Annotated in this window: 13 protein-coding genes; 6 read left to right on the top strand and 7 right to left on the bottom strand. The window is 40.2% G+C overall.

The features are described from left to right. Positions 1–122: 122 nt before the first annotated feature. Positions 123–524, bottom strand: coding sequence for a GPW/gp25 family protein (locus IQ244_RS15985; RefSeq protein ID WP_193895736.1), 402 nt, complete (start codon positions 522–524; stop codon positions 123–125). Between the two features lie 350 nt (positions 525–874). Between IQ244_RS15985 and IQ244_RS15990 the strand changes: the two genes are divergently transcribed. Next, positions 875–2668: an ATP-binding protein gene (locus IQ244_RS15990; RefSeq protein WP_193895738.1), complete on the top strand. Its 1794-nt coding sequence runs from the start codon at positions 875–877 to the stop codon at positions 2666–2668. Here IQ244_RS15990 and IQ244_RS15995 read toward each other — a convergent pair. From IQ244_RS15995 to IQ244_RS16015, 5 genes are all read right to left on the bottom strand, one after another. Continuing rightward, positions 2581–2868 (bottom strand): PAAR domain-containing protein, encoded by a 288-nt coding sequence (locus IQ244_RS15995; RefSeq protein WP_193895740.1) that lies wholly within the window; start codon positions 2866–2868, stop codon positions 2581–2583. The genes IQ244_RS15990 and IQ244_RS15995 overlap by 88 nt on opposite strands. A gap of 114 nt (positions 2869–2982) precedes the next feature. Further along, positions 2983–4947 (bottom strand): VgrG-related protein, encoded by a 1965-nt coding sequence (locus tag IQ244_RS16000; protein WP_193895742.1) that lies wholly within the window; start codon positions 4945–4947, stop codon positions 2983–2985. A gap of 256 nt (positions 4948–5203) precedes the next feature. Next, positions 5204–5725: a hypothetical protein gene (locus IQ244_RS16005; protein WP_193895744.1), complete on the bottom strand. Its 522-nt coding sequence runs from the start codon at positions 5723–5725 to the stop codon at positions 5204–5206. A gap of 102 nt (positions 5726–5827) precedes the next feature. Beyond that, complete coding sequence (locus IQ244_RS16010; RefSeq protein WP_193895746.1) at positions 5828–6319, bottom strand: hypothetical protein; 492 nt, start codon at positions 6317–6319, stop codon at positions 5828–5830. Positions 6320–6599: 280 nt separating this feature from the next. Further along, a complete protein-coding gene (locus tag IQ244_RS16015; protein WP_193895748.1) occupies positions 6600–8234 on the bottom strand; it encodes a DUF3352 domain-containing protein in 1635 nt (544 codons plus the stop codon). A 332-nt stretch (positions 8235–8566) separates the two neighbouring features. On the opposite strand from IQ244_RS16015, the gene IQ244_RS16020 reads away from it, so the two are divergent. From IQ244_RS16020 to IQ244_RS16040, 5 genes are all read left to right on the top strand, one after another. After that, a complete protein-coding gene (locus tag IQ244_RS16020) occupies positions 8567–8926 on the top strand; it encodes a rhodanese-like domain-containing protein (RefSeq protein WP_193895750.1) in 360 nt (119 codons plus the stop codon). A gap of 343 nt (positions 8927–9269) precedes the next feature. Next, positions 9270–10367 carry a heat-inducible transcriptional repressor HrcA gene (hrcA, locus tag IQ244_RS16025; protein ID WP_193895752.1) on the top strand — a complete coding sequence of 366 codons (1098 nt, stop codon included), beginning with the start codon at positions 9270–9272 and terminating at the stop codon, positions 10365–10367. A gap of 208 nt (positions 10368–10575) precedes the next feature. Next, complete coding sequence (locus IQ244_RS16030) at positions 10576–11304, top strand: PLDc N-terminal domain-containing protein (protein ID WP_193895754.1); 729 nt, start codon at positions 10576–10578, stop codon at positions 11302–11304. Between the two features lie 19 nt (positions 11305–11323). Next, on the top strand, positions 11324–12001 hold the full coding sequence (locus tag IQ244_RS16035) for a DUF2834 domain-containing protein (RefSeq protein ID WP_193895756.1): 678 nt from the start codon (positions 11324–11326) through the stop codon (positions 11999–12001). Positions 12002–12227: 226 nt separating this feature from the next. Further along, the gene (locus tag IQ244_RS16040; protein WP_193895758.1) at positions 12228–12896 is read left to right on the top strand and encodes a hypothetical protein; all 669 of its coding nucleotides are present in this window, start codon (positions 12228–12230) and stop codon (positions 12894–12896) included. Between the two features lie 106 nt (positions 12897–13002). Here IQ244_RS16040 and IQ244_RS16045 read toward each other — a convergent pair whose 3' ends face one another. After that, positions 13003–13206: a chlorophyll a/b-binding protein gene (locus IQ244_RS16045; protein WP_193895760.1), complete on the bottom strand. Its 204-nt coding sequence runs from the start codon at positions 13204–13206 to the stop codon at positions 13003–13005. Between the last annotated feature and the right edge of the window lie 218 nt (positions 13207–13424).

Here is a 13424-nt window from a genome sequence, read left to right on the forward strand (position 1 = left end):
GAGTGCTGTAAAGCCCTGCGGGCATGGCTGCGCTTAGAGCGGTAGCGGGGCGTTCAGCCCGTGCTGAGTGCTGAGTATTTAATATTTCTCCTGCCTTCTGCCTCCTACCTCCTGCCTTTTTACTATTGCCCATTCAAATAAAACGGAAATACTAAACTCCGCGAATCATGGCTATCTTTGGGATGATATTCAATCACAATATCTACACGACCTCGCAGTGGATCAGGGTCAGCACGCACCGCATCTAAAACAATGCGCGGTTCCCACATTTCCAAAGCTTCTTGGACGTGTAGACGCAAAAGTAATAAAGTTTGAGTGTTCATCGGTGCAAAAGTCAACTCCGACAACCGCGAACCAAAGTTAGGACGATACACCCGTTCACCCAAATCGGTACGCAAAATCAGCATCATCGACTCTTCAATATTGCGATCAGCCTTACTAAGTTGCAGACCCCCTTGGACATTCACCCGTAACGGAAACGACCAGCCCGCACCCAGGTGTTGATTTTGATTGAGTTCTGGCATGGTAGGTACACAGTGATGAGCAGTCTACGCTACTTTATGCTGATCAACAAAACAAAAACCATTCGCCAAAAGTCGAGTTCACTTGAGCCGAAAAATTTAACCTCTGTATATTTACTGAATATACAAAAATCAATGAATCTACGGTGAATTGTCTGAAATTATTCATTTATAATCGAGTTGCATCGCATATTATTTAAAATTTTAACTTTACTAAATCAAAACTGATACCTGGAAATATGGCAGTTATCTGATTATAGATTCACTAAATAATGCGTGACAAATAACCATCTATACAGCTATAAAAAACTGATGCTTTAGCAAAATCAGCAATAAAATCAGGATGAGAGCCGATGATTAAAAGCAATTTAAGCAGTCTGATTGTAAAAAAGGATGTATTAGCTCTTCTCCATGATTTTGCTAAAGCAATAGATATTCAGTTCAGAATAGAAGATATCGAAGGTCAAATACTCTTCGGTACAGCAGTGGATATATCTGCGATCGCCCATCCGATAGAATTTGCTGGTGAATTGATTGGTTGGGTACGTGGTTCACAACAAGCGGCTGGTGTTGCTTCACTTCTGGTTTATGCACTCAAGCAAGAGTCTGAAAAGAAAAATCTCGCCCATGAACTACTAGAAAGATATCAAGAAATTGATTTACTCCATGATATTTCTATTCAAGTTACTGCCAGCCTCAATCTTAAACAAGTTTCTCGATTGCTAATTCAAGAAGCTGGTCAATTAATCCCATCTACTGGTGGGGCTATCTTATTATTAAACAAAAAAACAAATATTTTTGAGACTCTGGCAGAAATTGGTGGTAATAGTTATCTCCAGCATCCGATAAAATTAGGCGAAGGGATTATTGGTAATATAGTCCAAATGGGCAGAGGAGAAATTGTCAATAACATCGTCTCTTATCCTCGATTTATTGGGGAAAACAAACAATTTAATTCGTTGATTTGTGTCCCGTTAAATGTAGAAGAACGAGTAGTTGGCGTAATTGTTATTGGCAACGAAACTTCGATTAATTATACAAATCGAGATTTAAAACTATTAAGTATCTTAGCAATGCAAGCAGGAGTAGCAATCGAAAAAGCCCTGCTTTATGAGCAAAGTTGTGAAGCTGCTAAAATTGCTCAAATCCAAGCTCAACAACTGCAAACTACCCTTCATGAATTGCAGCAAACACAAGCACAGTTAATTCAAAGTGAAAAAATGTCCAGCTTAGGGCAGTTAGTTGCGGGAATTGCCCATGAAATTAATAATCCAGTCAACTTTATCAGCGGCAATATTAGCCATGCTCAACAGTATGTTGATGATTTATTGCGTCTAGTGCATATTTACCAAGATAATTGCGATTACCTACCGGAAATTCAAGACCTCACCGAAGAAATTGATCTAGACTTTCTCTCTAAAGATTTGCCGAAACTGATAGGTTCAATGAGTTTAGGAATCAAACGTGTTCGTGAGATTGTTGTGTCTTTACGCAACTTCTCGCGCACAGAACAAGCACAGATGACAGTAGCTGATATTCATGAAGGCATTGATAGTACACTGCTAATTTTGAACAATCGCTTAAAGACCAGCTGTGGCAAATTAGGAATTGAAGTCATTAAAAATTATGACATACTGCCTTTAGTTGAATGCTATCCCAGTCAACTGAATCAGGTATTTATGAATATTATTGCGAATGCGATCGATGCCTTAGATGGTCAAGAAAAAGAGGGAGTTATTACTATTAGCACCTCATTAGAAAATGGCAAAACATTGACAAATTCTCCATATATAGTGGTTCGGATTCAAGATAATGGTTCGGGAATGAGCCAAGATGTGCGCGATCGCCTCTTTGAACCGTTCTTCACTACCAAACCCATTGGTAAAGGCACAGGGCTAGGAATGCCCATCTGTCGGAAAATTATCGAAAAGCACAACGGTACAATTGAATGCTTCTCTGAACCAGGACAAGGTACAACTTTCTGCATTCAAATTCCCATCGCTTCTCGCAAGAATGCTGATTTATCAAAGAATATGCTCAGTAAAGGCGCTTTCACCTTTCAACCACCAATTAACACCGTCGGCGCACCCACACCCACAACGGTAGTTAATGGTACACCTGTTACAGTATTCACCCCTGCTACCTGAGATGTCACTCGCGCCGCAGGTCTACCACCAATCAACACGGTAAAAGACCCCATCACAATACTGCCAGTCACCACAGGCCCCGCCACTAAATCGCCAACACAAGCTGCGGGTAAACCTGCAATTAAAACATTAGGCACACCAGGCGCAGTAATCGGATCGCCTGTGACAGTTAAATCGGTTAGTCGTGCTGCTGGAAACATAATTTTTTAGGGATTAGGTAGGGAATAGGGGTGTAAGGGTGTACTTCTCTGCGAGACGCTCCGCGAACGACTGCGCTCAGTAATCGGGGTGTAGGGGAAGAATCAATGACCAAATTAACAATTTAACCGAATTATCCCTCCTAAAATGCCGACGGAAGCTGCACCGTTGATACTCACCGCAGCGCCAGCATTGACACTGACCGAACTACCAGAATTAGCAGAGATTGCGCCACCCGCATTAGCACTCAAAGAACCTCCAGCTTGCACACTGATGGAACTACCAGATTGGATACTTACAGTTCCAGTCGTTCTCATTGTGATACCGCTGGGTGTAAGTTCGATACTTGTACCCCCTACAGTTAAAGTAATTTTTTGTGTTGCCGTTAAAGCAATTTCACCACCGTTGACACTAATTTTATTTACTGTGCCGCTTGTTCCAGATTTAACTGTAATGTCACCTGTAGAAGTCAAACTAATAGTTTTATTACTGTCATCACAGCGAAATTTATGACTGCCTGTAGTTTCTAGTTCGGCAAATTTCTCGCTGTCATTCATTCGCAAATTATGACCGTCTACTGTTTGCAGATATGCACCTTTTTTAGTACCTTTGTCTTCTTCAACAAATTGGAGTTTATGCCCAACACGAGTTTTAAAAGTTCGTAGGCGCACTTTCCCACTAACAACAGTGTCACTAACTGCTTCTGGCGGTGCGTCTGTGCCATTCCAAACACCACCAATCACATAGGGACGGTGAATATCGCCGTGTTCAAAGGCGACTAAAACTTCGTCATTGACTTCTGGTAAACAGTCAAAACCTCTCCCTGGGCCTGCACCAACACTGACAACTCTTGCCCAATTGCTTTCATGTTCCTCCGTTAAGGTGGGAAACTTCACCCGTACACGACCCCAGCCTTTTGGGTCTTGATTATTACTGACCACACCCACCAACATAGTTTGTCCTGGTTGCAGATGGGTTTGGGGGGAGAGGGTAGCTAACAAGTCTCCAGAACGCAAACCACGGACACTAAACTCCGTGACAAATTTTCGCTCATGGAACAGATGGCGCGTTTCTGTAACGTAGTAGCTACCACTGTAACTGCCCATATCTGTCAATTTAATGACTTTCCCTGGTCTGATTTCGGGATTGCCTTCACCAGTAGCATCAGCTGCAACAAATTCACCTCCTAGTTCATTACACAAAGCTTGGGCAATTTTCGTTGCTTCATTGGCGCTAAATACTGGCTGGTCTACCACAATCATTTTCGGCTTGATGCTAAATTTAGTGCTACTTGAACTGCCTTTCCCGTTATCTGTGGTGGTAATTACTTGTTCTGTAGAGGCTGTAGAAACAATTGGCTTTTTGGTAGTATAGTCCCAGCCCCGCACTTCTACAGAACTCACTTGTTCTGCACTCGTCACACGAACCCGAAAGCTATGGATATCTTCTAACCATTTGAGGGATAAAGATTGGTCTTGGGCTGGTTGGCGAAAATTTAATTTGCCATCTTGCACATACAATTCAAAGCCAAGGCGGGCGGCTCTCTCCCGCAAAAATTCCATATTGGTTTGATTTTCTTGAAAGATGTAATCATGAACAATAGTTGTAGAAGTAACTGTCCCTGATGTAATCCCTGCTTCGCCAATAATTTGAGTCACAACATCGCTATCGGTGACATTTTGAAAGGAGCGATTATAACGTCCTCGATGCAAGCGATGAGAAATATCATAGCCACGAATCACGATGGGAGCTTGAGAACCACTGGTGAACTCAGTTTCTATGGCTGTAATTTCCCCTTCTAATACGTAACCTTGCTCCGCATCTTCAAAATCCACGTTTTGCGTGGTGCTGGCAACAAACCCAATCTTAATCTTTTTACCAATAGCAAATAAACTTTGATGCTTCCAGGTTTCTTCTGTTGTCAGTCCTGGAAAGTAATCATTGCGAATTACTAACGTAAACATTCCTGGGAGATGCAGACTTTCCTCTACTGTGATTTGCAAAATATCATTGAGCAAATCAGCAGAAGCATCAGTGCCATCAATTTGTAATAGTGGCTCAGGTATGTAAAGAACAGGCATACATATTGGCAAGAGGAGGTTGCCAATAGCCTAATGAAGATAGTGTATTATGGGCTATTCCCCAAAGGTCGAATTAATGGAGGCAGGAGTTGAAAGGCACGAGGCAGGAGGCCGATTACAGAGGGATTTAAACCCACCTCTAATCGTAGACCGCCAAATCACCAGATTATGACGGGGGACTTAAACCCAAATGGGCGAGTCAAAAAGGCTTTATTCTTAATTTAAAATTTGCCCTTCTGCCTCGCCCGAAGGGCAATTAACTGCGGTTACTTCTGCTGTCGCCACTGCGATCTACACTGCTAGATGTACCCATGCCCGGTTGAGAAATTGATTCATCAACTTCTTCTAAGGAGAGGTTAACCTTGGCACGCACTGGTGTACCGTCAGGTAGAAACAGGGTGAGGCTATAGTTGAGAGATTGGACAAAACAGCGTAAATACTGCTGGTCGCCCCAGGTAAATATATAGACTGGTGGACGTTTTTCTTTACCTGCGCCAGCTTCAGCAAAGTTAACGGCTTTTTCAAATTTTTTCAGGTGGGTGAGGACGCTAGTACCACTCTCGTAAGTGTCAAATATGATGTTATTAATACTTAGCTTGCACGGTTCTGGGTAGGCAAAACTAACTTTCGGTAAGCCTCGTCCGGTACGCGCACCACTGCTTTTGGTCAAGTTAATTTGCTGCGAGAAGTCTAACTGACTAGGGTTAAACATAAACTCGATATCGGGCGCAGCTTGTTCTGTGGCAATTAATTTTGCTTTTACTAAACGAGTAGTCATAGTTGGGGATGGAATTGATAAAGTGAAAAATAAAAAGGCAAAAGTAAACAGCAACTAATCTTTTACCTTTTTACTTTTGTCTTATTTGCCCCTATTTAGCCATTATTTTTGCTGAACTGTCAAAGTATACTTATGCTTGGCATCAGAGTTAAATGTACCGACCCAAATCTGATAAATACCTTTTTTCCAGTTGCGATCGCTAATACTAGCATCTTTACTTCTACCCGTGTCATCGCCGCAACGAATTGTCTCATTGTCTGGCCCTTTGATGAGTAAAGTTGTATCGGTATTCCCTGTATTCACCAATATTGTTAGTTGGTCAAAGTCTTTTTCTAAAACCATTGTGTAATCTGGTTTGGGGTCTGCAAAGCCAAGACAAGCTTTTTTATCGCGATCGCGGTTACTAATGGCAGGCAATGAGAAAGAGCCACCAGTATAACCCGAAAATTTACCTTGGGCAGGTTCAAATCCCGGTAGCAGACTGAACTTACCAAAATTTGGTGTTTCGGCGATCGCTGGTGCAGCAGTTACAGCGGCTAGGATAGCTAACACCCAGCCGATTCGCTTATAAAGTCGGGGGCGACAGTCTTTCATAGTAGCCCTCCAACAGGCTTAACTAAATGTAGTTATATATACATATTGTAATTAATTGATTCCTGAATAATTTGACTTGTCTGTGCCACATTCGGATGTGACACAAAAAGAGAAATAAAGTGCATCTTTCCCGCCTCGGAATTAATTCCGAGCCTTATAGCGCAAGTCATCTCAAGATGACTCAAGCAAAAATGTCTTTCAGTCCACCCTTTGTGGACTTTGGCTATGAGCCTGGAACTTTAGTTCTAGACGGGAATGCTTGATTTCATACTTATTCTTCCTAGTCTTGTAGTTGCAAGAACACACCGCCTTTAAGTGCGTTGGTTTCGCTACCGTAACTACTGACTGTGAGCGATCGCAAACTATTAAAAAATGGTTTTCCCAATACTTCTATTAGTTTGAGAACTGGGATTTGTCTTTCTAAAATTCTTTGACTTTTTGCCCAATCAATGTATACATATCCTTGGTTTGGCTGGGGAATTGCAGCGACACTATTTTGAAAATTGCGATCGCCTATTAAAGATTTTTCTTGATTGGTGAGAACTTCGTCCATTGTTGCCAAATCGGAGGTAAAAATTTCGTAATTGTCTAGGGTTGTGTGTATCCCTTGGGCTTGGGCTTCAATGGTGAATGATGGTCGGTCTTTGGCTGGTGTTTGTTTAGCTGTTAACTGCGTCCAAGCGGAAATCTTCTGTTTATCTAAACTCAAGTTACTGCTACTAAGTCCACTTGAGGAGGCGATCGCATCTAATTTCGCAATTCCTTCTGGGACACTCTCGACTTTCTCCACCACAAAAACCCAATCGGGGAGAATTTGTCCTGGACGGGGTAAAAGTGCGATCGCATATTCTCCTTTCACCCAGCTAAAAATATCTTGAGTAAAGTTAATTCCCCAGTTTTTTTGCACCTCTGTTAACGGTTGTACCAATCTAGAAATTAAATCTGTTCCTGAACCAGAAATGGCTATTTTCATTTGTGTCCAGAATTTGGCTAAATTGCTATCACCCAAGTTGCTTAAATTTGCGCCGGAAATTGCCAAACCCGCTGATGCTGGGATATATTTCAATGCGCCTACTGGTTTTGCTAGTGACGATGATGGCGGTGTGAGTTCTAACCCAGATAAAAAGCTGGTTTCTGCTAATAAACCTTTAGAATTCAAACCTAGAGAAATAATTTCACTAGCGTAGGTTGGTTCTGGTAATTCTAAACCTTGCCATTGGGCAATGATGGGAAAATTCAAAAAAGCCACAGCTAAGGAGGCTGGAGGTAATTGCTGGGTGGCTTTTTGATATTGGGGAGAACTAGTTAAATTGAGGTCTGGTGCTTGGACGTTGTTAATTGCATCTTTGACCACACTAGGATCATTAGCAAACAAAACAAAGCCATCGCCAACCACGGCTGCTGCTAGTTGGCTGTCGTAAAGCAACTTCACGCCTTGATATTCTTCCGTATCTAAGTTTGCGCCAGCTAATACCCGCTTAGAAAATAGCAAATCGACAAACTCGCGGCTTTTGTCTTGTTTATTGGTAGCTACAGCCATGAGATATCCTGGCTGCTGTCCGTTGACGGAATCTCGGTCAATATCTGTGGTAGTGACAGCTAGGGTAATTTCGTTACCTAGCCAGGGCTGAATATCTTTTTGATAATCTATGCCGCTCTTAGCTAATAAACTAGTTTTAATTTGAGAAATTTCCCCGTCTCGTTCTAAGGCTTGCAAACAGTCGGGATTAGTGAGTAACGATATCATCACCGGAGATAGTTTAGACACGAAAATAGCTGCACCAGGCTCCGAGGTAGAGGTGACTAGGTTCACGGGGCTTTTGCTAAAAAACCAAACAGATGCGATCGCAATTAATATCAGTGCGATCGCACCAGCCGCGATCAAACCAAAGAATGAGCTTTGTCTATTCACCATAAATCTATTAAATAATCAGTTTCACAGCCATTTAACCAGAATTATGGGACTTACGCATAAAGATGAAAAATGAGGATTTAGATCAGGGTGTAGGTGTTTAAAACCCTGACACCCCTACACCCAGCCTGATAGCAGTAGCCAAGTTGGTTAGGACATCGATAAATAAAAAAACTTAGAAACCACAAAGCTTTTAACCCTATCACCTGTCACCTGTCACCTATTACCTATCCCCTAAATCTTGAACCTAAGCCGAAATTACTGAGAATAGATGCTCATGCTAAGGGTAAGATTTTCTGTCAACATAAATGTATAGGATCATTTACAAAAACTTCATGACAGATAAATCCTTTGCTCAACCCATGATTCAGATTAGTGTTGAGGAATTAGCAGAACGTTTAGTAGCTGGCGATGCAAGTATTCAGCTAGTAGATGTGCGTGAACCCCAAGAATTAGCGATCGCTAGTCTTCCAGGGTTTATTAACTTACCTTTGAGTGAGTTCGCCGAATGGAACCAGAAAATTTTAGCCATATTGAATCCGGAAGAGGAAACTCTGGTACTATGCCATCACGGTGTTCGTTCTGCTCAAATGTGTCAGTGGTTGGTGGTTCAAGGATTTACCAATGTCAAAAATATTTCTGGTGGTATTGCCGCTTATTCGCAACTAGTTGACCCAGCAATTCCTCAATATTAGTCAATAGCGATTCTCCCCTACACCCCTGCACCCTTACATAATCAGCATTTACCCTGACGACATTTATCTTAAAGGGTGAGAGAAATAAGTATCTAACAATACAACTTATTTGTGTAATTTGTGGGAAGATACTTAACAATTAAAAAATTTAAATTTTAACCCAGCTTTTTGACTGGAAATATTTGTTAGTTCAAAATTAGCAATCTAAGAATGTTGCTATAAGTAACTATAATAGAGATAGACATTTTGCTATCTTAAATTAATTAATATTCATCTTTTTTTGTATTAGCTCAAAAAAATTTTCAAGCTTTACTTAACATTTGCTTTCAGCAATAGACACCTTATGGAAGTCCAGTTGACAAGTCGACAACAGCACATACTTTGGGCAACAGTACGTCACTACATTGCTACAGCAGAACCTGTTGGATCAAAGGTTTTAGTGGAAGAGTATGATCTTGGGGTTAGCTCGGCCACCATTCGGAATGTGATGGGTGCATTAGAAAAATCTGGGTTACTTTATCAACCACACACCTCAGCAGGAAGAGTACCTTCTGACTCAGGTTATCGCATCTATGTTGACCAGTTAATGACTCCTTCTCTGCGAGACGCTACGCGAACGGAAGCTTTAGCTAAAGAGGTAGAACAGTCGCTCCAACAACGGCTGCATTGGGATGATTGGAGTTTAGAAGCCCTGATTCACGGAGCCGCACAGATTTTAGCCACATTAAGTGGTTGTATTAGCTTGATTACTATGCCGCAAACTTCGACAGCATTAGTCAGGCATTTACAATTGCTGCAAATTGAAGCGGGTAGAATCATGCTAATTGTCGTCACAGATGGCTATGAAACTCATTCTAAAGTGATGGATTTGCCCCCTGTAAAAGAAGATTCTCAAACTGATTCTGAAGTAATTGATCGCGAGTTGCAGATTGTTTCTAACTTTTTAAATAGCCACTTACGGGGGCGGAGTCTATTAGAAATAGCTAACTTAGATTGGAGCCAATTAGATCAAGAATTTAAACGTTACGGGGAATTCTTGAAAAGTTCAGTTGCGGAATTAAGTCGTCGCACTCAAACACCAACCACAACCCAAATTATGGTGCGAGGTGTAGCAGAAGTTTTGCGTCAGCCAGAATTTTCCCAATTGCAACAAGTCAAAACAATTATGCAATTGCTAGAAGAAGAACAAGATAAACTTTGGCAATTAATTTTTGATGAACCAGAGATAGAAGATACGACTAAATCTAGGGTGACGGTGCGAATTGGTGCAGAAAATCCCTTAGAGCCGATACGTACTTGTAGCTTAATTTCTTCTACCTATCGCCGGGGTTCTGTACCAATAGGTAGCGTCGGGGTTCTAGGGCCAACACGCCTAGATTACGAAAGTGCGATCGCAGTTGTTACAGCCGCCGCCGATTACCTGTCCGAAGCTTTTAGTTAACAGCTTTTTTTCGCAATCCCACTGATTGAATTTGTATATTTCATTACTCTTGATGATTTAGCTTTATCTAGGTTTTAATGGAATTTCCTACCTTATATGCTTTTACTTTACAGAAATGACAGAGTATCATCTCTAGTTCAACTTCCAAAAAGTGAAATGCATTTCTGAGGAAGAATGAAACATTAAGCTTGGTTAGGGAATTCAGTCAATGATAAAAGTTGTGGGATTGTTAATGACCGGATTTTGGTTATTCATGGTTTATGACTGTATTCACAACGAACCCGAAAGGCGATTATGGCTGTGGATTTTGATTGTTATTAACTTTCCGGGTGCGATCGCTTACTTTGTTACCCGCTGGATACAGCGAGGAAATATCTTAATTCCCGATTATTTTAGTCACTGGACACGTAGCCGCAAACTGTGGACAGCCCAAGCAAAAAGTATTGGGAATGCTGATCAATATGTGAATTTAAATAATAATCTGCTTGATAATTTCGGAAAATTTGATCAAGTAGAAACAGCCTATAAACAAGATGCAGAAAATTCCGACGATAACCTACAAACGCTTTGGAATGCAGCATTTATTGATATTAATAATCAAAAATTTGTTTCGGCTAAACAGTATTTACAAACTATATTAAAAATAGATCCAGATTATCAATATGGCGATGCCTCTTTAATTTATGGCGAAACACTATTTGCTTTACAAGAATTTGAAGCAGCGAAACAACATTTAGAAAATCACATCCAACATTGGAGTCATCCACAAGCTTATATAACCTTGGCTAAAATTCTCTCTCAACAGGGAGAGGTGGAGACAGCCTGTAATTATTTAGAAACGATTATTGTTAAAATTAAAGAATCTTCTTACTTCCACTACAAACGTAAACGGCTTATAAGTAAAGCAGAAAAACTATTAAGAACCTTAAAACGTTAAAATATTTATTTTTAAGCTTATGTTGCGGAAATTCCTACTTTTTTGCCTGTGGATTGGGTTGATTATTTATGCTTTTTTCTTAGCACCACCTGATCAACCTGATACATTCGAGTTAATCAAGAAACTGTCTATTGGACAATGGCAAGGGATTAATCCTTTAATTATTTCGTTATTTAATCTCATGGGGGTTTGGCCTCTCGTCTACAGTGCTTTAGCATTTACTGACGGGAGAAGTCAAAAAATTCCGGCTTGGCCATTTGCGACAGGTTCTTTTGGTGTGGGTGCGTTTGCATTGTTACCTTATTTATTTCTCCGAGAACCAAATCAAGAGTTTGTTTGCAAAAAAAATATTTTCCTTAAACTGCTGGATTCTCGTGTGACTGGTATTATTCTCACCATAATAGCCAGCATACTAGTTGCCTACGGTGTACAAGGTGGAAACTGGCAAGATTTTATCCAACAGTGGCAAACTAACCGATTTATCCATGTAATGAGTTTAGATTTTTGCCTACTGTGTCTATTATTCCCAGTGTTGCTAGGAGATGATATGGCGCGTCGGGGTTGGAAAAATAATCAAATATTTTGGTTAATCAGTTTAGTACCATTATTTGGCCCCTTGATTTATTTGTGTGTACGCCCAGCTTTATTAGAAGTTGATACAACAAGTTTAACTAAGCAACAAACAACAGTTAATTAACAATAAGATGCCTGACTTCTTTGCAAAGTCGGGTATCTGAAGCCCACTAATATTAACTATGCAAATTTCTTTATTTCACCCTTTTTATCTACCTTATGGCATAAAAACTCAAATTTAATCAGGCTAAATTACTACCTACGTCATAAAAGCTTTCTCTTCCTTTAGGATTTTGAATATTTTGACGTTGTTTAGAATAATTTAGGTGTGATTAGACTAATTAAATCTGATGACAAAAAACCTTATATTATGGCTAATATGGGTTGGATTCATTACTTATATTGTGTTTTTCGCCCCACCCCTGCACCTTGAAGAAACCCTAACCCTACTAAAAAATATAGTTACTCTGAATTTGAGTCAGATTAATCCCATCATCGTTTCTTTATTTTCTCTAGTTGGGATTTGGCTGATGATTTACAGTGCTTTGCTATTTATTGATGGCAGAATGCAACACATACCCTTTTGGCCTTTTATATTAGCATCAGTAGTTTCAGGAGTTTTAGGGCTTTTGCCATATTTAGCTTTACGAGAACCCAATCAAGAATTTTCGGGACAAAAGGATGCCTTTTTGCATTTCTTAGACTCTCGGATTTTCGGAATAATTTTGAGTTTTAGTACTATGGTAATACTTGCCTATGGCTTGTTAGGTAATTGGGCAGATTTTGTGCAACAATTTCAAGGCGATCGCTTCATTAATGGGATGAGTTTGGCATTCTGTCTATTCTGTCTTTTATTTCCCACTGTTTTAGGTGATGATATGGCGCGTCGTTGTTGGCATAATCCTGCAATCTTTTGGGCAGTATCACTTTTACCGTTAGTTGGTTCACTGGTTTATCTAAGTTTACGTCCTTCGTTACGCACAAATATTGCTCAAGAGTTTGCCGTAGTCAATAGATAATTTTAACCTAGCGATCGCTGCTAATCAGAAAATAGATTACGGGTATTACTTTTACCCATAATCTATACTTTTGCAGAGTTAACTACTTTTGAAAGCAGCCGAATTATTAGTGGGAATTGTAAGCCACTATGTGAAGTACATCACGCACTACGCTATAACCATTTAAATCCCATAATAGATAAGCAAGAAAACCAATCATAGCTAAACGACCGTTCCAAAGTTCCGTCTGAGGAGTTAATCCCGCTTCAACAGCATTACGATCTTTGCCATTATATGCGGTTTCAGTTTGATCGCTAGGATAGAGTGCCATTTGTTAAATTTCCTAAATAAAATAATTACCTTTTTTATACTAATTACTAAGCTAAATACTATTATCTGTCTGTAGTTCCAAATTACCAGTAATACCAATTCACGAAAATTGTGATACAGATAAATAAGGAATAAATATTAAGGAGCAAAGATGGCTGGAGTAACCAAAGTAGAAATAAGAGAGTCAGTAGAGGAATTACATGAGTTGCTCTTAAAACA

This window comes from Nostoc sp. LEGE 06077 (assembly GCF_015207705.1).
Taxonomy (GTDB): Bacteria; Cyanobacteriota; Cyanobacteriia; order Cyanobacteriales; family Nostocaceae; genus Nostoc_B.

Bases quoted from the DNA above. Each gene is read 5' to 3' on its own strand.
- IQ244_RS15985 (WP_193895736.1), bottom strand. From the start codon at position 524: ATGCCAGAACTCAATCAAAATCAACACCTGGGTGCGGGCTGGTCGTTT.
- IQ244_RS15990 (WP_193895738.1), top strand. From the start codon at position 875: ATGATTAAAAGCAATTTAAGCAGTCTGATTGTAAAAAAGGATGTATTA.
- IQ244_RS15995 (WP_193895740.1), bottom strand. From the start codon at position 2,868: ATGTTTCCAGCAGCACGACTAACCGATTTAACTGTCACAGGCGATCCG.
- IQ244_RS16000 (WP_193895742.1), bottom strand. From the start codon at position 4,947: ATGCCTGTTCTTTACATACCTGAGCCACTATTACAAATTGATGGCACT.
- IQ244_RS16005 (WP_193895744.1), bottom strand. From the start codon at position 5,725: ATGACTACTCGTTTAGTAAAAGCAAAATTAATTGCCACAGAACAAGCT.
- IQ244_RS16010 (WP_193895746.1), bottom strand. From the start codon at position 6,319: ATGAAAGACTGTCGCCCCCGACTTTATAAGCGAATCGGCTGGGTGTTA.
- IQ244_RS16015 (WP_193895748.1), bottom strand. From the start codon at position 8,234: ATGGTGAATAGACAAAGCTCATTCTTTGGTTTGATCGCGGCTGGTGCG.
- IQ244_RS16020 (WP_193895750.1), top strand. From the start codon at position 8,567: ATGACAGATAAATCCTTTGCTCAACCCATGATTCAGATTAGTGTTGAG.
- hrcA (WP_193895752.1), top strand. From the start codon at position 9,270: ATGGAAGTCCAGTTGACAAGTCGACAACAGCACATACTTTGGGCAACA.
- IQ244_RS16030 (WP_193895754.1), top strand. From the start codon at position 10,576: ATGATAAAAGTTGTGGGATTGTTAATGACCGGATTTTGGTTATTCATG.
- IQ244_RS16035 (WP_193895756.1), top strand. From the start codon at position 11,324: ATGTTGCGGAAATTCCTACTTTTTTGCCTGTGGATTGGGTTGATTATT.
- IQ244_RS16040 (WP_193895758.1), top strand. From the start codon at position 12,228: ATGACAAAAAACCTTATATTATGGCTAATATGGGTTGGATTCATTACT.
- IQ244_RS16045 (WP_193895760.1), bottom strand. From the start codon at position 13,206: ATGGCACTCTATCCTAGCGATCAAACTGAAACCGCATATAATGGCAAA.